This window comes from Pseudomonas sp. BR20, from assembly GCF_050780135.1.
Classification (GTDB): Bacteria; Pseudomonadota; Gammaproteobacteria; order Pseudomonadales; family Pseudomonadaceae; genus Aquipseudomonas.
The window spans coordinates 4,406,880-4,430,616 of the sequence record NZ_CP172012.1 but is presented as its reverse complement, the minus strand read 5'-3'; the positions used below and the strand labels follow the sequence as shown (position 1 = coordinate 4,430,616).

The 23,737-nt window shown below is 60.0% G+C and carries 22 protein-coding genes and 2 pseudogenes; 17 read left to right on the top strand and 7 right to left on the bottom strand.

Annotation, left to right across the window (positions count from 1 at the left end; genetic code table 11):
- Positions 1–28: 28 nt before the first annotated feature.
- Entirely contained in the window at positions 29–1,489 is a 1,461-nt protein-coding gene (locus tag ACHPFG_RS20165; RefSeq protein WP_431700260.1) for an NAD-dependent succinate-semialdehyde dehydrogenase, read from the top strand.
- A gap of 20 nt (positions 1,490–1,509) precedes the next feature.
- Positions 1,510–2,601 carry a tartrate dehydrogenase gene (locus ACHPFG_RS20160; protein WP_431700259.1) on the top strand — a complete coding sequence of 364 codons (1,092 nt, stop codon included), beginning with the start codon at positions 1,510–1,512 and terminating at the stop codon, positions 2,599–2,601.
- Positions 2,602–2,827: 226 nt separating this feature from the next.
- Here ACHPFG_RS20160 and ACHPFG_RS20155 read toward each other — a convergent pair whose 3' ends face one another.
- Positions 2,828–3,754, bottom strand: a complete 927-nt coding sequence (locus ACHPFG_RS20155; RefSeq protein ID WP_431703504.1) for a 2-hydroxyacid dehydrogenase — start codon at positions 3,752–3,754, stop codon at positions 2,828–2,830.
- Positions 3,755–3,947: 193 nt separating this feature from the next.
- Between ACHPFG_RS20155 and gabT the strand changes: the two genes are divergently transcribed.
- The 6 genes from gabT to ACHPFG_RS20125 all read left to right on the top strand — a co-directional run bounded on the left by gabT (position 3,948) and on the right by ACHPFG_RS20125 (position 10,374).
- Positions 3,948–5,240, top strand: coding sequence for a 4-aminobutyrate--2-oxoglutarate transaminase (gene gabT, locus ACHPFG_RS20150; protein WP_431700258.1), 1,293 nt, complete (start codon positions 3,948–3,950; stop codon positions 5,238–5,240).
- Between the two features lie 48 nt (positions 5,241–5,288).
- Entirely contained in the window at positions 5,289–5,933 is a 645-nt protein-coding gene (locus ACHPFG_RS20145) for a 2-haloalkanoic acid dehalogenase (RefSeq protein WP_131698227.1), read from the top strand.
- Between the two features lie 45 nt (positions 5,934–5,978).
- Positions 5,979–6,467 (top strand): Lrp/AsnC family transcriptional regulator, encoded by a 489-nt coding sequence (locus ACHPFG_RS20140; protein WP_010449292.1) that lies wholly within the window; start codon positions 5,979–5,981, stop codon positions 6,465–6,467.
- Between the two features lie 492 nt (positions 6,468–6,959).
- On the top strand, positions 6,960–7,730 hold the full coding sequence (locus tag ACHPFG_RS20135; RefSeq protein ID WP_431700257.1) for a DUF4198 domain-containing protein: 771 nt from the start codon (positions 6,960–6,962) through the stop codon (positions 7,728–7,730).
- A 28-nt stretch (positions 7,731–7,758) separates the two neighbouring features.
- Complete coding sequence (locus ACHPFG_RS20130) at positions 7,759–8,964, top strand: DUF1624 domain-containing protein (protein WP_167655757.1); 1,206 nt, start codon at positions 7,759–7,761, stop codon at positions 8,962–8,964.
- A 69-nt stretch (positions 8,965–9,033) separates the two neighbouring features.
- Positions 9,034–10,374, top strand: a complete 1,341-nt coding sequence (locus ACHPFG_RS20125; protein ID WP_431703503.1) for an OprD family porin — start codon at positions 9,034–9,036, stop codon at positions 10,372–10,374.
- Positions 10,375–10,381: 7 nt separating this feature from the next.
- On the opposite strand, the gene ACHPFG_RS20120 is transcribed toward ACHPFG_RS20125, so the two are convergent.
- The 3 genes from ACHPFG_RS20120 to ACHPFG_RS20110 form a co-directional block, all read right to left on the bottom strand.
- A complete protein-coding gene (locus ACHPFG_RS20120) occupies positions 10,382–11,206 on the bottom strand; it encodes a 5'-nucleotidase, lipoprotein e(P4) family (protein WP_431700256.1) in 825 nt (274 codons plus the stop codon).
- 135 nt (positions 11,207–11,341) lie between these two features.
- Positions 11,342–12,550 (bottom strand): DUF1835 domain-containing protein, encoded by a 1,209-nt coding sequence (locus ACHPFG_RS20115; protein WP_431700255.1) that lies wholly within the window; start codon positions 12,548–12,550, stop codon positions 11,342–11,344.
- A 311-nt stretch (positions 12,551–12,861) separates the two neighbouring features.
- Positions 12,862–13,938, bottom strand: a complete 1,077-nt coding sequence (locus ACHPFG_RS20110) for an aldo/keto reductase (protein WP_145336234.1) — start codon at positions 13,936–13,938, stop codon at positions 12,862–12,864.
- A gap of 164 nt (positions 13,939–14,102) precedes the next feature.
- Between ACHPFG_RS20110 and ACHPFG_RS20105 the strand changes: the two are divergent.
- From ACHPFG_RS20105 to ACHPFG_RS20080, 6 genes and pseudogenes are all read left to right on the top strand, one after another.
- Positions 14,103–14,317, top strand: a pseudogene (locus ACHPFG_RS20105) (ABC transporter ATP-binding protein); the annotation flags it as partial.
- A pseudogene (locus ACHPFG_RS20100) lies at positions 14,314–14,563 on the top strand (ABC transporter permease); the annotation flags it as partial. The pseudogenes ACHPFG_RS20105 and ACHPFG_RS20100, both read left to right, overlap by 4 nt.
- Positions 14,564–14,696: 133 nt before the next feature.
- Positions 14,697–15,656, top strand: coding sequence for a cysteine synthase family protein (locus ACHPFG_RS20095; RefSeq protein ID WP_431700254.1), 960 nt, complete (start codon positions 14,697–14,699; stop codon positions 15,654–15,656).
- Positions 15,643–16,209, top strand: a complete 567-nt coding sequence (locus tag ACHPFG_RS20090; protein WP_431700253.1) for a phosphoribosyltransferase family protein — start codon at positions 15,643–15,645, stop codon at positions 16,207–16,209. Before ACHPFG_RS20095 ends, ACHPFG_RS20090 begins: the two co-directional genes overlap by 14 nt.
- A gap of 55 nt (positions 16,210–16,264) precedes the next feature.
- Positions 16,265–17,146, top strand: a complete 882-nt coding sequence (locus tag ACHPFG_RS20085; RefSeq protein ID WP_256663451.1) for an EamA family transporter — start codon at positions 16,265–16,267, stop codon at positions 17,144–17,146.
- A complete protein-coding gene (locus ACHPFG_RS20080; protein WP_431700252.1) occupies positions 17,143–18,396 on the top strand; it encodes an ATP-grasp domain-containing protein in 1,254 nt (417 codons plus the stop codon). The genes ACHPFG_RS20085 and ACHPFG_RS20080 overlap by 4 nt, the downstream gene beginning before the upstream one ends.
- Positions 18,397–18,399: 3 nt before the next feature.
- On the opposite strand, the gene ACHPFG_RS20075 is transcribed toward ACHPFG_RS20080, so the two are convergent.
- Both ACHPFG_RS20075 and ACHPFG_RS20070 read right to left on the bottom strand, forming a co-directional pair.
- Entirely contained in the window at positions 18,400–19,461 is a 1,062-nt protein-coding gene (locus ACHPFG_RS20075) for an L-idonate 5-dehydrogenase (RefSeq protein WP_431700251.1), read from the bottom strand.
- A gap of 14 nt (positions 19,462–19,475) precedes the next feature.
- Positions 19,476–20,249 carry a glucose 1-dehydrogenase gene (locus ACHPFG_RS20070; protein ID WP_431700250.1) on the bottom strand — a complete coding sequence of 258 codons (774 nt, stop codon included), beginning with the start codon at positions 20,247–20,249 and terminating at the stop codon, positions 19,476–19,478.
- A gap of 135 nt (positions 20,250–20,384) precedes the next feature.
- On the opposite strand from ACHPFG_RS20070, the gene ACHPFG_RS20065 reads away from it, so the two are divergent.
- Together ACHPFG_RS20065 and ACHPFG_RS20060 are read left to right on the top strand one after the other, a co-directional pair.
- Positions 20,385–21,257: a LysR family transcriptional regulator gene (locus ACHPFG_RS20065; protein WP_431703502.1), complete on the top strand. Its 873-nt coding sequence runs from the start codon at positions 20,385–20,387 to the stop codon at positions 21,255–21,257.
- Positions 21,258–21,346: 89 nt separating this feature from the next.
- Positions 21,347–22,279, top strand: a complete 933-nt coding sequence (locus tag ACHPFG_RS20060; RefSeq protein ID WP_431700249.1) for a pyridoxamine 5'-phosphate oxidase family protein — start codon at positions 21,347–21,349, stop codon at positions 22,277–22,279.
- 352 nt (positions 22,280–22,631) lie between these two features.
- Here ACHPFG_RS20060 and ACHPFG_RS20055 read toward each other — a convergent pair whose 3' ends face one another.
- Positions 22,632–22,907, bottom strand: coding sequence for a DUF6124 family protein (locus tag ACHPFG_RS20055; protein WP_431700248.1), 276 nt, complete (start codon positions 22,905–22,907; stop codon positions 22,632–22,634).
- Between the two features lie 372 nt (positions 22,908–23,279).
- On the opposite strand from ACHPFG_RS20055, the gene ACHPFG_RS20050 reads away from it, so the two are divergent.
- Positions 23,280–23,684, top strand: a complete 405-nt coding sequence (locus ACHPFG_RS20050; protein WP_131698213.1) for a RidA family protein — start codon at positions 23,280–23,282, stop codon at positions 23,682–23,684.
- The last annotated feature ends 53 nt before the right edge of the window (positions 23,685–23,737 follow it).

The window sequence follows — 23,737 nt, the reverse complement described above, 5'->3', positions numbered from 1 at the left end:
GGAGCGTGTCTCGGATCAGGACTCGACCATGCTCAAGAATCGCTTGCAAGACCCCAGCCTGCTGGCTGAACTCGCCTACGTAGATGGCCAGTGGATCGCTGCCGACAGCGGCGCCACCCTGGACATCCGCGACCCCGCCACCGGCCACTTGATTGCCCAGGTGCCGGCCATGGACGCGGTGGACACCCGCCGCGCCATCGAAGCCGCCGAGCGTGCCTGGCCCGCCTGGCGCGCCCGCCCGGCCGCCGAACGCGCGACGCTGCTGGAGCGCTGGTATCAGGCGATGATCGACAACCTCGATGACCTGGCGCTGATCATGACCTGCGAACAGGGCAAGCCGCTGAACGAAGCCCGTGGCGAAGTGCGCTACGGTGCCGGTTTCGTCAAATGGTTCGCCGAGGAAGCGCGCCGGGTCTACGGCGAAACCATGCCCGCACCCAGTGGTGATCGCCGTTTGCTGACCCTCAAGCAACCGGTGGGCGTATGTGCCGCCATCACCCCGTGGAATTTCCCCAACGCGATGATCACGCGCAAATGCGCACCGGCGCTGGCCGCCGGTTGCCCTATCATCGTCAAACCCTCGGACCTCACGCCGCTGTCGGCCCTGGCCCTGGCGGTGCTGGCCGAGCGCGTCGGCATTCCGGCCGGGGTGTTCAATGTGATCACCGGCTTGCCCGCCGGCATTGGCGAAGAGCTGACCGGCAACCCGGCGGTGCGCAAGATTTCCTTTACCGGCTCCACTGCCGTCGGCCGCCTGTTGATGCGCCAGAGCGCCGAGCACATCAAACGCTTGAGCCTGGAACTGGGCGGCAATGCGCCGTTTATCGTGTTCGATGACGCCGACCTCGAACAGGCGGTGGCCGGGGTGATGCTCAGCAAATTTCGCAACGCCGGGCAAACCTGCGTGTGCGCCAACCGCATCCTGGTGCAGGACGGTATCTACGCGCGTTTCGCGGCGCGGCTGGTGGAAGAGGTGGGCAAGCTCAAGGTCGGCAACGGTCTGGAAGACGGCGTGACCATCGGCCCGTTGATCAACCCCGCAGCGGTGAACAAAGTCGCGCGGCATATCGACGACGCCCTGAGCCAGGGCGCCCAGTTGCTGTGCGGCGCCGTCCCCAGCGGCGACAGCCAGTTCGTGCAGCCCACGGTACTCGGCGACACCCACGCCGGGATGTTGCTGGCCAATGAAGAAACCTTCGGTCCGGTGGCACCGCTGATGCGCTTTACCGACGAAGCCCAGGCCCTCGCCCTGGCCAACGCCACCCCGTACGGCCTGGGCGCCTACTATTTCACCCAGGACCTGCAGCGCTCGTGGCGCTTTGGTGAGGCCCTGGAGTTCGGCATGGTCGGGCTCAACACCGGGATCATCTCGATGGAGGTCGCGCCGTTCGGCGGCATCAAGCAATCGGGCCTGGGACGCGAGGGCAGCAAGTACGGCCTGGACGAATACCTTGAAGTCAAAGCCTTCCATATCGGCGGCTTGAACTGAATTTTTGCGAGGCACGCACCATGAGCAAGGCATTCAGAATCGCCGCGATAGCCGGCGATGGTATCGGCAAGGAAGTGCTGCCCGAAGGGCTGCGGGTACTGGAACAGGCCGCCAGGATCTGGGACCTGAACCTGAGCATCGAAGTGCTCGACTGGGCTCACTGTGATTACTACCTGGAACACGGGCAGATGATGCCCGAGGACTGGTTCGAGCAGCTCAAGGGCTTTGACGCGATCTACTTCGGCGCCGTGGGATGGCCGGACAAAGTCCCGGACCATATCTCCCTGTGGGGCTCGCTGCTCAAGTTTCGCCGCGACTTCGACCAGTACGTGAACATCCGCCCGGTGCGGCTGTTTCCCGGCGTGCCGTGCCCACTGGCTGGGCGCAAGCCGGGGGACATCGACTTTGTGGTGATTCGCGAAAACACCGAGGGAGAATACTCCTCGGTGGGCGGCAAGATGTTCGAAGGCACCGAGCATGAGTTTGTACTGCAGGAGTCGGTGTTCACTCGACGTGGGGTTGATCGCATTCTCAAGTTTGCCTTCGACCTGGCCCAGACTCGTCCGCGTAAGAAGCTGACGGCGGCGACCAAGTCCAATGGGATTTCCATCAGCATGCCTTACTGGGATGAGCGCACGGCATTGATGGCGGCGAACTATCCCGAGGTAACGTGGGACAAGCAGCACATCGATATTTTGTGCGCGCGGTTTGTGTTGCAGCCTGATCGGTTTGACGTGGTGGTGGCGTCGAATCTGTTTGGCGACATTCTGTCGGACCTGGGGCCGGCGTGTGCGGGGACCATTGGGATAGCGCCGTCGGCGAACCTGGATCCTGAGCGGCGGTTTCCGTCGTTGTTCGAGCCGGTGCATGGGTCGGCGCCGGATATCTATGGGCAGAACATTGCCAATCCGATTGCGATGATCTGGTCGGGGGCGTTGATGCTGGACTTCTTGGGCAATGGGGATGGGCGGTATCGGGCGGCGCATGATGGGATATTGCGGGCGATTGAGGCGGTGATTGCAGAAGGGGTGGTTACGCCGGATTTGGGGGGCCGGGGATCGACTCAGGATGTGGGATTGGCAATTGCGACCCGGTTGACTGAGACGAATTGATCAAAGCGCGGCGGCCTTGTAGCCGACCGGCGTTCTGCCTGATGTACTGGGTTAAAAATGTGGGAGGGGGCTTGCTCCCGATGAGGCAGTGTCAGTGGATGCATCTGGTACTGACCCACCGCCATCGGGAGCAAGCCCCCTCTCACATTATGATCTGCATACATCAGGTAAACCTTGGCCTGCTCTTGCGGGCTTGGAACCGACGGCCTTGGAACCGAATAGGTACTCAATACCCCCGCAACCGATCCACCTCACCCACCATCTCCTCCCCCCGCTCAAACCGCCGAATATTCTCCAACAACACCCCAAACGCACTTTCCGGCTGCGTCATCGCCGCAATATGCGGTGTCAACAACACCTGCGGATGCTCCCAGAACGGATGCGCCGGCGCCGCCGGCTCTTCCCGCAGCACATCCAGCACCGCCCCACTCAACTGCCCACTCTCCAGCGCCTCGAGCAAATCCTCTTCAACCAGGTGCCCCCCACGGCCCATATTCACTAACCCCGCCCCCCGTGGCAGTTGCGCAAACAAGCGCCGGTCCAGAATTCCCTGGGTCTGCTCCGTCAACGGCAACACGCACAGCAAAATATCGCACTGGCTAAGAAACGCCGGCAGTTGCGCTTCCCCCGCATAACACTCCACCCCCGGCACCTGGTGCGCACTGCGCGCCCAGCCGGACAGGGCAAAGCCCAGGGGGGCGAAGGTCGCCAGGATCTGCTGGGCCTGGGCACCCAACCCCATTACCCCCACACGCCGGTTCGCAGCCGGCTGCAACAGGTGCGCCTGCCAACAGCGCGCAACCTGCTGCTGACGGTAGCGCAGCATGTCGCGGTGCAGGCTGAGCACCGCCCAACTGGCGTATTCGCACATGCCGCGGGTGATGCCCGGATCCAGCAGGCGCACCACCGGCAGGCCGGCAGGCAGACAGTCCAGATCCAGTTGATCGACACCGGCCGACAACGCAAACAACACCTTCAGGTTGGGCAGCACGTGCGCCACATCTTCCGGCGCCTGCCAGGCGGCCAGGTAGTCGACCTCGGAGGGGTTGCCGATGTCGGGCCAGGCGCGCCATTCGATATCCGGCGCGTGTTGGGCAAAGAGTGCCTGCCAGTGTTGGCCGCGCACCGGGTCAGCTTTGTAGAGCAAGGCCATGGGCATTTCCTGCTGGATGAAGGTAGCGATCATCATCCCCCAAGCCCGGCGCAGGATCTGTTGAAACGCGGGGCGAAAACAGTTGATCCGAATTTCTCACGGGGCAAGTTCGGCGTAGTTCGTTGCCCGCAGGTCGTACTCTGGTCAGCATCGCAACCACCTTCCGGTTGCCGGACTCACGATGGGAAATGCCATGAATAGCAAAGTCGACGAAACCCCTCATTTGCTCCGTCAGCGCGAGCAGTTCGTGCCCCGTGGCCTGGTGACCGCGCACCCGCTGGTGATCGACCGTGCCCAGGGCGCCGAGTTGTGGGACGTGGATGGCAAGCGTTACCTGGACTTCGTCGGCGGTATCGGCGTGCTCAACATCGGTCATAACCACCCCAAGGTGGTCGCCGCTGTGCAGGCCCAGTTGCAGAAGGTCTCCCATGCCTGCTTCCAGGTGGTTGCCTATCAGCCTTACCTCGACCTGGCCCAGCGCCTGTGTGAAATGATTGGCGGCCAGGAAGCGTACAAAGCGGCGTTCTTCACCTCCGGCGCCGAGGCGGTGGAAAATGCGGTGAAGATCGCCCGCGCCCATACCAATCGCTCGGCGGTGATCGCCTTCCGTGGCGGTTTTCACGGGCGCACGTTGCTGGGCACCACGCTCACCGGCATGAGCCAGCCCTACAAGCAGAACTTCGGGCCGTTTGCGCCGGAGGTGTTCCACACCCCGTACCCGAATGCTTATCGCGGCGTGACCAGCGACATCGCGATCAAGGCCTTGGATGAGTTGCTGGCGACCCAGGTAGCGCCGGAGCGGGTGGCTGCAATCATCATCGAACCGGTGCAGGGCGACGGCGGTTTCCTCACCGCGCCACCTGAGTTTCTCCAGGCGCTGCGAGCGTTGGCCGACAAGCATGGCATCGTGTTGATCCTCGACGAAATCCAGACTGGCTTCGGTCGCACCGGCACCTGGTTCGGTTTCCAGCATGCGGGTATCCAGCCCGACCTGGTGACCGTGGCCAAGAGCCTGGCCGGCGGCTTGCCGTTGTCCGGCGTAGTCGGCAAGGCGCACATCATGGATGCACCATTGCCCGGCGGGCTGGGCGGCACCTACGGCGGTAATGCGCTGGCCTGTGCGGCGGCGCTGGCGGTGATCGATGCGTTCGAGCAGGAGCAGTTGCTGGCGCGCAGCCAAGTACTGGGCGAGCGCCTGCGCCAGGGTTTGCTCGATTTGCAGGCGCGCTACTCGCGCATCGGCGATGTGCGCGGCACCGGCTTTATGTTGGCGATGGAATTGATCAAGGATGACCCGGCCCGAACCCCGGATGCCGACCTCAACCAACGGCTGATCGATGAAGCCCGGACCGGTGGTTTGCTGGTGATCAAATGCGGGGTGCATCGCAATGTGCTGCGCTTCCTCGCGCCGTTGGTGACCACTGAAGCTCAGGTCGACGAAGCGCTGAAAATCCTCGACGGTGCCTTGGCACGGGTCTTGAACTGAGGCTGTGCCCACTATGGGCCAACTGCAGCATTGGAGGCTTGACCCCACATGGGACTGACAGATTATCGAGCGTTGCTGATCGATTGCGATGAAGTGCTGGTGGATCGCGATTCCGGGGTGTGGGCGGCGTTGCAACCGCTGCTCGACAGCCGTGGCGGGCAGCCGGCCAAGGACCAGGTGCTGGCCGAATTCAATGCGCAGGTTGCCCAGCTCTATCCGCGTTTCGCCGAGCTGGGCTTCAGTGGCGTGTTGTGTTTTGCCCATCGCCAACTGGCAGAGGCGTGGGGATTGCACGCCAGTTGGGAGGAGGGCATGAGCTTTGCCCGTTCGGCGGGCAATTGGTCGTTGTTCGAGGATGCCCCGGGGGCGATGCTGTACCTGCGCAAGTTCTACCGATTGCTGGTGCGTGGCGACCGTGATGCCGAGGATCGCGGGGTGTTGTGCGAGCGATTGGGGATTGCACCGGAAGATTTCATTTCCCTGGCCGAAGACCCGCAATGGCTCACGGACCAGGGCGAGCAGTTGCAACCGGTGCTGCATGTGACGCGACCGTCAGTCGGCGCACACGCGGCCCTGGACCGCTGTTTGATCGGCCGCCACCGGGCGCGGCAGCCTTCGCCTTGCGCGGCGGACTACTGCATCAACAGCATGGCGGATCTGGTGGCGCAGCATCAGCTGTCTTTACGGCGCTGATTTTGCTAGAAGATTGTCTTACAAACGGCAGTCAAGAGGTACGCAATGGAAGGGCAAGTCAAGCTGGACCGGATCGACATCAGTATTCTGGTTGAATTGCAAAAAGACGGCCGGATGACCAATGTCAGCCTCGCCGACGCCGTGGGCCTGTCCGCCAGCCCGTGCCTGCAACGGGTCAAGCGGCTGGAGTCGGCCGGGTATATTTCCAGCTACAAGGCGCACTTGAACCTGGCCAAGATAACCGATTCGGTCACGGTGTTTACCGAGATCACCCTCAGCGACCACAAGCGTGAAGACTTCGCCAAGTTCGAATCGAATATCCGCCTGGTGGACGAAGTGCTCGAGTGTCACCTGATCAGTGGTGGCTACGACTACCTGGTGCGTTTCATGACCCGCAGCATCCAGCATTACCAGGAAGTGGTTGAAAGCTTGCTGGACAAGAACATCGGTATCTCCAAGTACTTCAGCTATATCGTGATCAAGTCACCGGTGCTCAAGGATGGCGTGCCGTTGCGCAAGTTGCTGCGGCACTGACATACGCTCGCTTTCCTGTGGGAGGGGGCTTGCCCCCGATGGCCATAGGTATCTACACAACTTTGGCGCGGCCCTGAAGCTGTGGCGAGGGAGCTTGCTCCCGTGACGGCTCGGGAGCCGACGACTATCTAACGGATGCCCCACGACCTAAAGGTGGGAGCTGGCTTGCCTGCGATGCAGGCACCTCGGTACATCAGGTACACAGCTTTGCGCAGAACGTGGAAACGATCAAAGCTCACTGCTTTTGCACCTCAATTGGACACACCCACTCGTAGTCTTGGCTAAACGCCTCATCTCGACGCAACCCGCATAAAACACTTTTTTGGACCCTTAAACAGTGGTCTGCGCCGATCCGTGGGCGCAATTCGGCGCATACCGCAAAAGGGCCTGCGTTGTAATGCTTGCAGAGTGAGGGAGCGCAGGGCTGTGCGGTGTTTTCCAGCCGCGACAGCCTTGGGTTGAACACCACCAATCGGAGCGAAAAAAATGCGAATGAGCAACGCAAAAGCACTGTTGGGTTATGGGGCGTTCATGCTGGCAACCGCCAGCGAGGCGCATCAGATTTGGTACGAGCAACTTCCCGGCCAGCCCCTGGCCTTGTACTACGGGGAATATGACAAGAACGTGCTGGAGGTCACGCCGGGGGGAATGGACCGGTTCAGGCAACTCCAGGCGTGGTCGATGGCCGACCGGTCGGCACCGCTACAGCTGAGCCTGCAACGCCAGGCGTTCATGCTGGCTGAGCAGCCCAGTCCCGAGGATTCGTTGCTGGCGCAAGACCTGCACTATCCGATGTTCGATGTGCATGAAGGCACCAAGACCTTGAAAGCCGCTTGGACGCCGGCCACGCGTTGGGTCGGTGACCTGCGTGCCCGTAGCCCGGAGCTGATCCTGGATATCGTGCCCACCGGCGTTGCCGATGCGGGCCGTGCGCAGTTCCGGGTGTTCTTCGCGGGCAAGCCGCTGACGGGCCAGGAAGTGATGCTGGAAACCGCCTCCGGTGAAGTCTTCAAGCAGCGCAGCGATGCCGCCGGCAACGTCAGCTTCGAGCTGCCGTGGCAGGGGACTTACGTGGTGGCCGTCGAGTACCAGGACAACAGCCCTGGCGAGCGTCTTGATCTGGCGGGTAAACCCGAGCGGTTTGACGTCAAACGCTTCAGTTCGACGTTGTCGTTCCACCGCCAGCAAGGCCAGGCGCCGTTACCTCGCGCGCCGTCGCAACTGCCGGCATCGGAAGTCGCCAGGCTGAAAAAGTCAGCCTGATTCATTGCCTCCTTCATGAGTGATTGATATGACCCTTTCTTCAGGATTGGCCGGTCAGGCGGGCACTGTTGCGCCGACGCTTGCCCGCACGAACGTCACGGCGGCCACGCGCATGCTGGCTATCGATGCGCTGCGTGGTTTTGTGATGCTGTTGATGCTCATCGACCATGTGCGCGAAACCTTCTTGCTGCATCGGCAGGTCACCGACCCGATCGATGCCTTGAGTGTCACCCCGGACTTGTATTTCACCCGCATGCTCAGCGAGATCTGCGCCCCGGCGTTTATCTTTCTGACGGGCTTGTCGGCCTGGCTCTACAGCCAGAAACACAGCGCCCGCGAAACCTCGGTGTTTTTGCTCAAGCGCGGTCTGTTCCTGGTGTTCCTGGAAATCACCTTCGTGTGCTTTGCCTGGAACGCCGAGTTCCCACCCAAGACGTTGTGGCTGCAAGTGATCTGGTGTATCGGCCTGTGCATGATCGTGCTTGCCGGTTTGCTGCACTTCAAACGCGCCTGGCTGATCGTGCTGGGGGTGGCGATCGTTGCCGGGCATAACCTGCTCGATGGCGTGACAGTCGGGCCGGAGTCGCCGTTCTTCGTGCCCTGGTCGATCCTGCATCAGCGGGTGTTTATCGACATTACCGAATTCACCCGCGCCCGCACGACGTACCCGATATTGCCGTGGATCGGTGTGATCCTGCTGGGCTGGGGCATCGGTCCGTGGTTTGGCAAGGCGATGCCGTCGGCGGAGCGTATCTCCCGCCTGGTCAAGCTGGGTACAGGCTTGCTGGTCGCGTTTGTGTTTATCCGCTACCTCAACGTGTATGGCGAGAAACCCTGGGTGCAGACCGGTGATGCATTGCGCACCTTCATGAGCTTCATGAGCGCGAAGAAATACCCGCCGTCGCTGATGTTCCTGATGCCCACCCTGGGCCTGTCGCTGCTGTTGTTGGCACTGTTCGAGAAATGGCAGTCCCGCTGGGCTACCGCGACCCTGGCGATCTACGGTGGGGCGCCGATGTTTTTCTACTTGCTGCACCTCTACGTGCTCAAGGCCATGTACCTGGTCGCGCTGGCGATCTGGGGCGCTAACCAGGGCACGTACTACGGTTTTGACGACCTGCCGGTGGTGTGGTTGTGGAGCGTGATACTCGGGGTGTTGCTGTTCTTCCCGACGCGCTGGTTCGCCGGCCTCAAACAGCGTCGTCGCGACATCGCGATTCTCAAATACCTCTGACGGAACCAACGGTGTTCTGCGCCCTGCGGAACACCTTTGCCTGACACGTTCTGGAGTCAAACCGTGAAGATGCTATCGACCCGCACCCTGCTATTGGCACTGGGAGGGCAGAGCCTGCTCGCCTTCGCCGCCGAACAAGACACCGCCAAAGGCTTTATCGAGGACAGCCAGTGGAACCTGCTCAACCGCAGTGTCTACGACCGCCGCGACTACCAGCATGGCGCCCTGAGCAACGGCGCTCGCAACGCCTACAAACCTCGATCCCAGCGCAGCGACCTGGCGGAGGAATGGGCCTATGGCCTGATGGCTGACTACGCCTCGGGGTTCACCACCGGTACCCTGGGTTTTGGCCTGGATGCGCACGTTTATTCCGCCTGGCAACTGGACGGTGGCGGTGGACGTGCCGGGAAGGCACGGCTATTGGGGGTGGACAATGACGGCCACCCCAAGGACCAGTTCAGCCGCGGTGGTGCAGTTGCCAAACTGCGCTTTTCCTCAACCGAATTGCGCTATGGCGAGCAGCGGGTGAAAACCCCGGTGTTTGCCTCGTCCGACAGCCGCTTGCTGCCCGAAACCGCGACGGGATGGTTGTTGACCAGCCGCGAGTTGCCGGCCACCACCCTGTTCGCTGGGCACTTCAATGAGAGCACCGACCGCAACGCCAGCAGCCATGACCGAGGATTTGTCGTCAACTATTCCAACGGCAAGCAAGGCGATCGCTTTGACTTGGTGGGCATACGCAATACGGCAATCAAGGGGCTGAGCGCCAGCGTGTTCAGTGCTGTCTATGAAGACACCTGGCGCCAGCATTACCTGGGGGCGGTCTACACCCGGCCGCTGTTTCCCGGCCAGGCACTGACCGTTGACCTGAACCTGTATCGCACCCAGGACACCGGCAAGGCGCTGTCCGGGCGGATCGATAACACCACATGGAGCCTGCTCTCGACGTATCGGTTCGGTGCCCATAGTGTGGGCGTGGGCTATCAGAAAGTCAGTGGCGACACGCCGTTCGACTACGTGACGCGCGGAGCGATTTACCTGAGCAACGCCGTGGCGCTGTCCGATTTCAATGCCCCCCGGGAGGCCTCGTGGCAGGCGCGCTATGACTTGGACCTAACGGGCCATGGCATGCCCGGCCTGAGCCTGGCGGCGTTGTATGTACGCGGCAGTGGTATCGACGGCCGCCACATGGATCCTGGCGGCGGCTACTCATGGCTCGGATACGGTGATGGGGGCAAGCATTGGGAGCGTGACCTGCAAGCACGTTACGTGGTTCAGTCCGGTGTCGCGAAAAACCTCGCCTTTACCCTGCGCCACGCCGTGCACCGGGGCAATGCGGCCCAGGCGGAGTTGGATGCCAACCAGATCCGCCTGGCGGTCGAGTACCCGTTGGGCGGGCGCCTGCACTAGTCCGGCGTTATTCCTGCAACTGCAACGCCTGCTGCTTGAGCTGGCGTTTCTGCGCGAACGGCAGCTTTTCATCATCCCCATAGGGCGCGCTGTACCAGTTGCCATAGGTCGGGTTGGGCAGCAAAAACCAGCGCTGCCCCAGCCAGTTCACATAGGGTTCGACCGCCTTGCGCTGGGCCTCGAGGGTGTTGTGTTCGGCCTGGACGAAATCCCCCAGGGAATCACCGGCCATCAACAGCACGCGAGCCTGGCTGGCGACCCATTGGCGGCGGCAGTTCTTGCCGTAGCCGGCGCTTTCGCAGTGCCCGGTAGGCGTACTGGCGGCGAGCACCTGTTGATTGCTCTCTACCGGAAAACCGCGCAGGCGCAGGTTGGCCACAGTGGCCGCGACCTGGCTGTGTTCGCGGTTGGTCAGGTAGTAAACCGTGATGCCTTTTTGTTGCGCCGCTTGCAGGAACGCCACGGCACCGGGGAGGGCCTGGGCCTTGGCCTGGTCGACCCAGGTGTTCCAGCGGTCGTAGCCATACACCTGGTTATGGATGACGTCGCGGGCATTGAGCGGCACGTTGTCCAGCAGGGTTTCGTCAATATCCACCACCACTGCCGGTGGCAGGCCGCTCAGGTTGCGGGGCGGGAAGGGCAACGCGTCCCAGCTGGGATCGGCCAGCGCCACGTCGAGCTGGCGGGTGGCATCGGCGAAGACCTGGCGATAGATCAACTCGTGTTCGATGGAGGTCTGGGTCCAGAGTACCGCGTCGAGCTGGTCGTTGGCCGGCGGCGTTTGTTGGCAGCCTGCCAGCAGGCACAGGCTGGCGAAGATCAGGGGTCGCATGCAGAGGTCTCGCAGGGAAAGGGCGCGTGGGCGGCACCTTAGCCTAATCCCGCGTTGATGCACCACCGTCTTCAGCCTGGGCGCCGATGACTACTAAAACAGCCCGCCGTGCGTGATGCACGGCGGGCTGTTTTTTTACTGCGCTCTGTACTGGGGGCGCAGAGCCTCGTCAATCGTCCAGTGCGGTTGGCCGGGCCTGATGCACGTACCACCCACCCAGCGTTCGTGGCTGGCATGGTCGAGCCAGTACGCCTGCCCATTGAGCACTTCATGGCCCAAGGGCGTCAGCGCCAGCGGCCGACGCGGCCAGTCCAGATGCGTCTCGGTTTCCGTCAGCAACGGCTGCTCGCCATCGATCAACGGCCGCAACAGCGCATGAAACATCATGTCCCCCAGGAACGGCAGCGGGTCGCGCCTGGCCATCAGCTCGGCGAACACACGGCCAAATGGCAGCGCCCCGGCTTCGGCGAGGTAGGTCAGGGCCAGGCGTTCGGTCAGCGACAGGCCGTCCTGGGTGCCCGGCAGTTCCTGCAACTGACGCAACAGCGCCGGGGCCAGCAAGGGCAGGGCGGGGTGTTTACCATGGGCAAGCTTCGCCAACTTCGTCGGTGAGCTGTCGCAATAGGCCGACCAGGCCTGTTTGGCCAGTTGCACCGCATCGTCACCGATCAAGCGCCGCTGTGGCCATAGCCACGCCAATACATCGGGCGCCAGTTGGCCGATACCGATAAAGCGCTCGACACCGGGGATACGATCCACCTCGATCAGCTCCAGCTTGGGCGGTGCCTGCTCCAGGCCGGCCAGGGCACGGATCAGGAACAACTGGTCATAGGCGTCCGCCTCGCACCACAGCACGCTGTGCTCGGCGCTGCCCAAGGTGTGGAGCTGATCGTATTCATCGTCGACGCGGCGCGTGACGTCCGCTGCGGGCAGGGCAAAGGCCTGGCTGATGAAAGCGCTGCGCAGGGCGCGGAATTCTGCGGTGGGTACGTCGCGCACCGGGCCCATGCATAGCGGGTCGCTCAGCATGTGGAAGTGGCCCTTGAACCCGGCAATCTGAAGGCTATGGGCAATGTCATTGCCGCAGCGCCAGTGGGTGGTGCGTGCTTCGTCGCTGGCGGCAAAGTCGGGATGGCGGGCGGCGAAGTCAATGGCGTCGACATGGGCCTTGAGCTTGGGCCAACTGCTGAAACCCAGTTGCCTGGCGATCTCCCACTGAGCCTGGGACAGGGTGGCGCTGGGGTCCTGGGTTTTCAGCTGCCGCAACAATTCCTTGGCGCGCTTGCGCTGCTGCTCAAGGTTGAGACGGCCATCGGTGTTGGAGGATACAGGGCGTTGCGACATACGATCTCCTTGCACAAACCTTTTCCGCTTTAAGGTTGGGAGTCGTAGAAATGAGGTGGAGCTTGACTGTCTTGGGCGCAGCCCTTTCCGCGGAAGGTGGCGTAGAGAGCGCCAGGTGGGAAATATAGGCACTGCGGCGTTTGATTGCAAATCGGGCTTGGGATCAAAGCCGCACTCTTTTTTTGGGTTTGTACGGGATTAAATGTGGGAGGGGGATTTGCCCTCATGTCAGTCAGTGAAGACGTAGAAAGGGCCAAAAGTAACCTGTGGTGAGGGAACAGGCTCCCTCGCCACAGGTACGCTGTTCTGGATTATTTGTCCTTGCGTGCATCCATGGTTTTCTGGTGCTCGGCCAGGAACGGCTGCTCTGCCGGATCGAAGCGATCAATCCCGGCAGTAAAACGATGCCAGTACGGGTACAACGGTTGGCGCCGTGTCACCGCTTCAATGCGCGCGAACTGTTCTTCGGTGAGTTTCAACTCTGTGGCCGCCAGGTTGTCGCGCAGATGCGCTTCAGTGCGGGCGCCGACGATCAGGGAGGTAATCCCTGGACGGTCCTTGAGCCAGGCCAGGCAGGTGCGCGCCACCGACACGCCCTGTTCATCGCCCACGGCGGCGAGGGTCTCGATGATGTCCAGCGCACGTTCCTGGTCATGTACATAGGGTTCGGGCCAGCCGCTGCCCTGGCGGGTATTGGCCGGTGGCTGATGTCCGCGGCGGGTGGAGCCGGTCAGCAGGCCTTCGCCCATCGGCCCCCACACCAGAGTGCCCACGTGCTGGTCCAGGGCCAATGGCAGCAACTCGTACTCGGCCTCGCGGGATTCCGGCGTGTAGTAGATCTGCTGGGTGATGGGCTTGAGCATGCCGTGCAATTCGGCCTTGCCGAGGGTTTTCATCATCTGCCAGGCAGTAAAATTGCTGGTGCCGAAGTAACGGATTTTCCCCGACCCTACCAACAGCCGCAGGGCTTCGAGGGTTTCCTCGATGGGGGTCATGCCGTCCCAATTGTGCAATTGGTACAGGTCGATATGGTCAGTGCCCAGGCGCTTCAAACTGGCCTCGCAGGCGCGAATCAGGTGGTAGCGCGAAGAGCCTGAGTTATTCGGGTTTTTGTCCACCGGGCTGCGGCCCTTGGTGGCCAGCAGGATATCGTTGCGCTTGTCGCCCAGGGCTTTGCCGACGACTTCTTCGGCCAGCCCATGGGAGTAGAGGTCGGCGGTGTCGACCATATTCACCCCGGCGTCGAACGCGATATCGAACATGCGCCTGGCCTGGGGCACGTCTACCGACCCGCATTTTTCAAACTCGGCGCGACCGCCAAAGGGCACGGTGCCGAGGATGATTTCGGATACCAGCAGGCCCGAATGGCCCAGTTGTCGGTATTGCATGTAGTCTCCTACTTAACGTTGAACCTGAAGTTCTGAACGACGTGGGTGACGATAGTTTGAATTTTTTCATGAAAACTTCCCGCGCGGGCCTCACCATTACGCCCAACAGGTTTTAAGAGGAACACCGCGTCCATGCGCGCACTGATCGAGACCCACGCCCTCACAAGGCAGCCGATTTTTTGACGAAGAACGCGTTGGACCTGTCGGGTGGCGAGGCCTAGGTGGTCTCGCTGATCCGCACCCTGCAACTCAACCCCGAGGTGCTGCTGGACGAACCCACCACCGCCCTCGACCCCACGACCTCGACCAGGCCCGGCGCATGAGCGACATCCACTGGCAGATGAGTGCCGGGGTGTTGAGCGAGGCGGCCCAGCCGTGAACTATCAGAACCTCACCGCCCTGGACATGGGCATCGCTGCTTCGCTGATCCTGGTCAACGGTGCGCACCGCGGTGCAACTGTTGGCCATCGGTTACCTGCTGGGATGGGTGTTCGAGTTCGCCTACTGGTATGTGGTACTGCCGTTGATGTGCGCAATGACCCTGATCTCCGGGCTATCGGCGGCGGGGCGTGGGCGTCGCACGTACCGTGGGCAAAGGGTCGACAGCATCCTAGTTCTTGCAGGGATTGTTTGCAGAAAAATCCTACACTCAGGTCGCCACTTCGAGCTTGAAACTACCTATCCGTTCGGCTAGCTATTTGCCTGGGAAGTAATCTGTTAGCGTTCAAGTATTCTATGTCGAGGATAGGGGCTTCAGAATGGAGCTCGAAGATATTGGTGGTACGCCACTTGTAGAGTTGAAAACACTCTCGATAAATGGCAACAAGGTTTTTTCTAAGTGTGAGTTTTTGAATCCCTCAGGAAGTCACAAGGACAGGGCTTATCTAAATATTGTTAGCCGATTGGAAGAGACCGGCGTCATTTGGTCGGGCATGACCTTGATAGATTGTTCTACCGGGAATGGTGGAGCAGCACTTGCGTGGATCGGAAGGCTAAAAGGCTATAAGGTTAAAATCTTTATGCCGGAAGGTATGACTGAGGAACGGAAAGTTCAAATACGCTCTTATGGGGCTGAAATAGTTGAAACGCCAAGAGAAGGTTTTTTATCAGAAGCCGTACTTCGAGCCAAACGTTATCAAGCGGAGAACTCGGCGAGAGAAAGTTATTTTCTGGATCAGTCCAGCAATTTATTGAACAGGCAAAGTTGGAAGGTCTGTGGTGAAGAAATAGTACGGGACCTGAAGGTGCATGGCGTAGTACCTGATTTTTTTGTTTGCTCGATAGGCACGGGTGGAACGTTTTCTGGTATTGCTGAGGTCTTGAAGCGAGAGCACAGCGAAATTAGAACCGTAGGGCTTGAAGTCAATAATTCTGCTCCATTATTTGCAGAAAGGCATCACTTGGCTTTTGAACATCGACCTCATAACTTAATGGGGCTCGGTGCCGGAGTCTTGTCAGCTAATACAATCTCTGAACTCGTTGATGAGGTCCGAGTGATTGAAGGCTCAGACGCATGGGCTCGAATGAAGCTCTTTATTGACGAAGAAAAAATCCCAATTGGCCCGACCTGTGGTGCGAACTTGCTGGTCTGCGATGAGTTTGCACGAACCTTCCACAAAAAAAATACAGTCACCTTGTTTTTTGATAGTTCATGGAAGTACGCAAGTCGCTGGGATGGTGTTTATCCAGAATACAGTGAGGTGAATGATGTTACTTGAAGAGGTTTATAGGAATGCCAGAGTTGTGAACTCTGGTGCAGCATTGACTACCGTAAACGAGTTTACTGATCAGATTCCGGCATTAAGGCCGGAGGTATTAATGGAGGTGGCTCAAAAAATCGTTAGGCTCATAGATTTTAATGTTTCAAAAATTGTAACTGAAGAAGATAAAGGTGCTGCGCTTGCTACGACGGTCTCTTTGCTTACAGGTATTCCTATGGCAATGGCGAGATGGTATTCCTACAGTCTGGGGGATATCAATGAGCAGGTGGTTAATGTGCAGTCAGAGTATTTTCAAGGAAATATGTATCTTAATGGCGTTAATGCTGGTGATCGCGTAACTATTATTGATGATACGTTGAGTACTGGTGGTGCAGTGATTGCGTTGGTCAATGCAGTGAAAGGTGCTGGTGGCGAATTAGTGGACGTTATTTGTGCCGTTGAAAAGGTGGGGAATAATGGCGCTGAAAAGGTTAAAAAACAAACGGGTATTGATGTGAAAACCATTATGAAAATAGTGGTTAGAGACGAAGGTGTGAACGTGATTTCATAGGTCGGTATTTTTTCGGTTGATAGATATGCTTAGGGTGGGCGTAATAATTGGCTTGGTGTTTTGCTTGCTCAGTGCAGCATTCGATGTATATGTCGCTTATGTCACACAATCGATCAATACGCTGATCGTTGTTTTTTATTGTTTTGCAACGTCGGCAGTGTTTTTTATCGTGTGCGCACTGTATCGCGATGCAGGTTCTTTGGTTTCAAAGTTTAGATCCTGTTGGCCGTTTGTCTTTATCGTCAATATTGCAGTTCTACTCAACTGGGGAGGCCTGTTTTACGCGTTGCGTTATTTAGAGCCAGCAGTGGTCGGCGTCGCCTCAGTAGCCTGCGGCCCAGCCTTCACGTTGATTATCTCGCTGCTGACTAAACGCGGTGCTAAGGCTGCCTTCGCAGATACGCTGGTTTCATGTCTGGTGCTCACGTCGGTAGGGATCATGTTGTTCAATTCATTTGCCGGTGACAGCGGTGTGGTCGCTACTACCGTGGAGGAGCGACTGTTGGGTATTGGCAGCGTCATGGTTTGCGCGTTGGGTACCGTCATTTACACGGTTTTCTCCAAGGAGATGTTCGCTCGCCATTGGTCTGTCCATGAAATACTGGCTGTCAGGAGCGTGGCGATGATTGGTGTCTGCGTCATCGCAATTCCTGCTTCCGAGGTGAGTTTTTCGCTCGACCGCGAATTGATTCTGCCGATGGTGGTTCTGGTTGTGATCGGGCATTTGTTGCCGATTTACCTGATTCAGAAAACCATCTACTACCTCACACCCATCCATGTTTCCCTGGTTTTGCTGACACTTCCTGTCTTTGTACTGTTACTCCAATACCTGGATACCAGAGTGGAGTTTTCCATGGCCAGTGTGGTGGCGGTCAGCGTCATTGTGTTGTTGCTTTCGGGTCGGGCGATGTATGCAATCAGGAAGGAGGCAACATGATTAGAGTGGTCGTGGTTGATGGTTTCTCTTCGGGAAAATTTGTGGCGAAGCGGTTGAGTGAAAAGGGTTGTGTGCTCATGCATGTGGCGTCAACGGGAGCCTTGGAGAGTTACTACTACAAGGGCTTCGATCATTCGATTTATGAGCAGATGATTGTCAATAGCAATATGACGACTACCTTGGCGGGCGTCGAATGCTTCAAGCCTGACGTCATCATCGCCGGTGCAGAAACCGGTGTGCTCCTGGCTGACCTATTAAATGAAGGACTGCAACTGCCCTATCGTAATGACTTCGACAGGACCAATGCCCGCCGAAACAAGTACGACATGATTCAATGTGTTTCCCAGGCTCAGTTGCCCGCACCCCGACAGTTCGTTGCAGGCAGTTGGGCGTTGGCCGACGGCTGGATCAAAGACCATGGGCACTTTCCTGTCGTGGTAAAACCCCTCGACAGCGCAGGCGCCGATGGTGTGTTCATCTGCGCGGATAGGCAGGCCTGCGAGACTGCGGTGGGCAAGCTGTTGGGAGCAACGAATAAGCTGAGCCTGCCTAATACGCAGGTGCTGATTCAGGAGTACCTGGCGGGGACGGAATATGTGGTGAATATGGTTTCACTCAATGGTCAACAGCTTGTTACCGAGGTCGTGAGGTACCAAAAACAGCGCACAAAAGAGGGCGGCGTACTCTATGACATCGATGAATTGATCGGACCTGACTCATCGGTTTACCCGGTGCTGGTGGATTACACTCGGGCAGTGGTGCGGTGTCTGGGTATTCGCAACGGCCCCAGTCATGCAGAAGTCATGTTCACCGCAGAGGGGCCGAAACTGGTAGAAGTTGCTGCACGAACCGACGGTATTCTGCGTCCCGGTGTATCCAGGCAAACCACCGGTCTGGGGCAGATTGAAGCTGTGGTTTTATCCATCGCCGAGCCGGAGTTTTTTGCACAATTGCTGGCAAGGGAGGCCGACTATCCACTGTTGCAACATACCTATAATGTCTGCCTGATCAACCGTTCAAATGGCTGTTTCGATAAGGATCTATTTTTGAAAGAGCTGCTCAAACTTGAGTCTTTCTTCGATGCAGTTTTCTACGTCGAGAATGGACAACAAATGGGTGCGACGCAGGACGTGTTCAGTCAGCCGGGGACGGTGTATCTGGTTCATGTCGATCCTAAGGTGATCGCCGCAGATTACCTTAGGATTCGCGCACTTGAGGTCGAGGGGGGGTATCTGACCGAAAGCGGGTAGGCCTTACTCCACGTCCGCCACGCCAAAATCCAGCACCACCTTCATCGCCTGAGTCTTGTCCGCCGCCAGTTCAAACGCCTTCACCGCCTGCTCGAACGGCACCGTGTGGGAGATCACCGGGCGCACGTCGATGATCTGGCGATTGAGCAAGTCCACCGCCTGGGCAAATTCGCTGTGGAAGCGGAAGGTGCCGCGCAGGTCGATCTCGCGGCTGACCAGCAGGTTCAGCGGCAGCGACACCTCACCGCCCAAGCCGACAGTGACCAGCACGCCGCGCGGGGCGATGCAGTCCAGGCCGTTACGCAGGGCCTGGGCGCTGCCGGAGACTTCGAACATCACCTCGAAGTACCCCTTTTCGGCGGTGTAGCGCTTGAGCGCGTCGACGCCGTCGACGCCGTCGACGATGTTGTGGGTGCGCGTGGCGCCCATTTTTTCCGCGCAGGCCAGGGCGCTGGCGGACAGGTCCACCGCGACGATTTCAGCGGCACCGGCGGCGCGCAGGCTGCCGATCAGCAGGTTGCCGATGGGGCCGCAACCGGTCACCAGCACGCGCTTGCCGAACACTGCGCCGGCCCGTTGGATCGCATGCAACCCCACCGACAACGGCTCGGCCAGTGCACCTTCGGCGAGGCTGACGTGATCGGCCAGCACATGGGCCTGATGCGTCTCGATCACCAGGCTCTGGCGAAACGCGCCCTGGATATGCGGGAAGGGCATCGCGCTGCCGTAGAAGCGCATGTCCAGGCAATGGTTGGGCAGGCCTTGATGGCAATAACGGCAAGCGCCGCATGGACGCGACGGCGATACGGCAATGCGCTGGCCGACCTTGAATCGGCCGGCGTCCGCGCCCACGGCGTCGATCACTGCCGACACTTCATGGCCGAGCACCATCGGCTCGCGCAGGCGCACCGTGCCGAAGCCGCCGTGCTGGTAGTAGTGCAAGTCCGAGCCGCAGATACCGCCGCGGGCGATGCGCACGCGCAGTTGCTCGGGGCCCAGGGTGTGGGGTTCGTCCTGGGGGCTGACCCGCAGGTCTTTTGAGGCGTGGCAGACAATGGCGTGCATAAGGTTCTCCAGGGTTACAGCGACGCGGTGATGCCACCGTCGACATAGAGGATATGACCGTTGACGAAACTCGCGGCATCGCTGGCCAGGAACACCGCCGCACCGGCCAACTCGGCGACGTCGCCCCAGCGGCGGCTCGGCGTACGTTGCACCAGCCAGTCGCTGAACTCGGGGTTGGCCATCAGGTTGGCGTTCAACTCGGTCTTGAAGTAGCCGGGGCCGATACCGTTGACTGTCAACCCGTGCGGGCCCCAGTCGATGGCCATGCCCTTGGTGAGCATCTTCAACGCGCCTTTGCTCGCCGCATACGGCGCGATGCCGGGGCGGCCCAATTCGCTTTGCACCGAACAAATATTGATGATGCGCCCCCGCTTGCGCGGGATCATCGCGCGCGCCACAGCCTGGCCCACGAGGAAGGCGCTGTCGAGGTTGGTGCTGATCAGTTCGCGCCAGTGCTGCTCGCTGTAGTCTTCCAACGGCCCACGGCGCTGCATGCCCGCGTTGTTCACCAGGATGTCCAAGGGCCCGAGGCGTTCCTCGATAGCGGCCACGCCGGCTTGGATCGCCGCGCTGTCGGTCACATCGAACGCTTGGGTGTGCACCTCCAGGTCCTCAAGGGTCAGCACGGCGGCGGCGTCGCACAACGTGCTGCGGTTACGCCCGTTGAGCACCACCCGCGCACCGGCCTGGGCCAGGCCTCGGGCGATGGCCAGGCCGATACCGGCACTGGAGCCGGTGACCAGCGCCAGCCGGCCATCGAGGCGAAAGGTGTCTAGAACGCTTGGCATGGGCATATTTCTCCGGGCGCGCTTGTGATAATCAAAACGTTGGCTGATGGGCTTAACATCACGCCGGTATAGGGCGCAGGTCCAATGTTCATTTATGATCGGCTGATCAATATCTGTGATAACCGTGGAGGCTGGATGGAACTCAAGCACTTGCGCGCCTTTGTGGTACTGGCCCAGGAGCTGCATTTCGGCCGGGCGGCGGCGCAGTTGTCGATTGTGCAACCGGCGCTGAGCATGCAGATCAAGCTGCTCGAAAGTGGCCTGGGCGTACGCTTGCTGGACCGTAATCGCCACTCGGTGACCTTGACCGATGCCGGTCGGGTGTTCCTGCCCGAAGCCCAGGCGACCCTGCACCAGGCCGCGCGGGCGGCGGATGCAGCACGAGCCTCCAACCGGGGGGAAGTCGGCCGGGTGCGCCTGGGCTTTGTGTCGTCGGTATTGCCTCAACTGTTGCCCGAGTTGATCCGCACGGTGCATCAGCGCTACCCGCGGATCGAGCTGGAGCTCAAGGACATGCCCGGCCCTGATCAAGCCGCCGCGTTGAAAAATGGCCGCCTGGATTTCGGCTTGATGCGCCTGCCCGCCGCCTACCCTGGGGTGCAGACCCGCGTGGTGTTGCGCGAGCCGTTCTGCGTGGCCTTGCCGATGGATCATCCGTTGGCCACGCAGGATTCGATCCAGCCCGGTGACCTGCTCGACGTGCCGGTGTACATCCTCGCGCGGCGGTATGCGCCGGGGTTCTACGACGAATTTATCCAGGCCGTGGGCATCCCCCTGCAGATCGCGTCCGAACTGGGCGAGTTCACCACCATGCTCGCGCTGGTCTGCGCCGGGTTGGGCGTCGGTGTATTGCCACAGCAGGCCGCGCGGGCGTTGCCAGCCAATTGCGTGTCGCGGCCGCTGGTGTTGGGAGCGTTCCAGGCCAGCACGGGATTGGCCTGGACCGAGTTGGACAGCGCAGTGAAGACCACGCTGTTTACGCTGATCGTCGAATTGTTTGGCGAGTGATTGTTTCACCCGCTGAAATGCTGGATTGTAAAACCTGGTAATTCCAGTGATCGGCGCCGCATCAGGGCATTCAACTTGAGGTGATCACCATGAACCCCGTCGAACAATCCCCCTGGCATGCCGGCGAACGGCAGTTACAAGCAGCGGTCGGCGTGGCCGAGCGCATGGCCGTGGTCGGGCCCAAGGTGATACGCGATCACCTGCCGGAGCAGCATCGGGATTTCTATCCCTTGTTGCCGTACCTGGTGCTCGGCGTGGTGGATGAACAGGGGATTCCCTGGGCGACCCTGATTGAAGGCGCGCCGGGGTTCGTCCACTCTCCCGATCCTTATACTTTGCAGATAGACAGCCTGCCGTCTGCCAGCGACCCGGCCCGCGCGGCCTTGCACAAGGGCGCCGCAGTGGGCCTGCTCGGCATCGACCTGAACACCCGTCGCCGCAACCGTATGAACGGCCGTGTCGGCGCGCTCGATCACGATGGCCTGTCGGTCGACGTGGTGCAGAGCTACGGCAATTGCCCCAAATACATCCAACTGCGGCCGGTCGATGGGATCGCGCGTAAACCTGGCACCCAGGTCGAACGCCTGGGCAGCCTCGACGCCGCTGCCGAAAGCATGATCCGCAACGCCGACACCTTCTTCGTCGCCAGCTACGTCGAGGTCAACGATGAACGCTCGGTGGACGTTTCCCATCGCGGCGGCAACACCGGCTTCGTGCGCGTGGAGGGCAACGTGCTGACCATCCCGGATTTTGCCGGCAACCTGTTCTTCAACACCTTGGGCAACCTGGCGACCAACCCGGTGGCGGGGCTGTTGTTTATCGACTTTGAAACGGGGGATGTGCTGCAGATCGCCGGGCATACCTCGCTGATCCTCGACGGCCCTGAAGTCGCCCGCTTCGAAGGCGCGCAGCGGTTATGGACGGTGACCGTGGACCACGTGGTCCGCCGCCCGGCGGCGTTGGCGTTACGGTGGCAGTTCGCGGAGTTTTCGCCGTTCAGCCTGGCGATGGGAGGTTGGTAGCGTCAGCGTATTTATCCTGCTCGACGTAGCGCTGCCGCGCAGCAAACGGGGACCTCTGTGGCGAGCGGGCTTGTCCCGCGTTGGGCTGCGAAGCGCCCCTGATGAAGACGAATGCGGTGTATCAGGCACGCCTCTGCGCCTGGTTTTGGGGCTGCTGCGCAGCCCAACGCGGGACAAGCCCGCTCGCCACAGGAATGCGGTCGCCTGAAATTGTGTATGCAAGACTCACGACGTCAGGGTGAAATTTTAACCCTTTTAAATCAGTAAGTTATTTGAAGTTAAGAGCTGTCGAGCTTTAGCTCGACAGCTCCCACTGGGGCTCTGCTGTGCTGCTTGAGTTTGCGCTGTGTGATCAGGCCGCCGGGCATTCCCGGTTAAGGGCTTCATCCACCAATAACTGCGTAATCTCGATCATCTGCACCACTGCCAGCACCTGCCTGCGGTGGTGACTGTCAAGACGTTCGGCGCAGTCGTACGCGCAGACCGTGGCCGATTCAAGCATCTCGCTGGCGTTACTCAAGGCGGCTTCCGTACTCAGGCCGGGACGGGCGGTGAAGATGGCATCGGGGGGTATTTGCGGATTGTCATCCGAGGTGGATGGCGGGGGATTGGGTGTGACTTTCTTCATGGCGAAGCTCCTATGAATGAGCACCTCCATTTCGCTACCACACGAAGTCAGGAGGCGACTGTACACGGGGTGGTAGACCGGTCATAGAAACCCGGCAGGCCGAAGCCTCCCATGCACAGCCGCCACAAAGCAGCCCGCACAAAAAAACGCCCTTGAGCGTTTTGGGGTCTATGAAAGAACTGGGCTACCACACCCATTCGCTGAATTTGCAGCGACCCGCGAAGGTTAGCGGCGAGGTGGATCAGACGCAACCCGAAAGTTGCGTAAGAGCGGTCCCATGGGCCTGCTCATCGTCATCACCCAAAGCCCTCTCCTGGAGACGTAAGACTTTTAACGTTAGCCTTGCACTCCTACCGACAACAAGGACGCGTCATGCAACCCAAGGTCATCAATCCCAAGAGCGTATTCAACTCCTTGCAATACGGCTTCAGCCAAGCCATCGAAGTGCCTGATGGCCGGCGTATTCTGCTTTCCGGCCAGGTAGGTGTGGATGCCCAGGAGCGTACCGTGGGGCCAGGCATGGCCGAGCAAACCGCTACGGCGTTGGACAATATCGAAAAGATCCTGGCCGAGGTCGAGGGTGACTTGTCCCATGTGGTGATGCTGCGGCTGTATATCGTCGAATCCGCGCGTGATCAGCAGGAACTCATAGCCCGGGCGCTCCGTGAGCGCTTCCCCCATAACCCGCCGCCGTCGTCCTGGATTATTGTCAGTGGGCTTTCGTTGCCGGAGTGGTTGATCGAAATAGAGGCGGAGGCGGTGGTTCCACCGAAATAAGGCCACAAAAAGCCTGTTCACCCCAAAACCTGTTTGCCATGATCAAGCGGCTC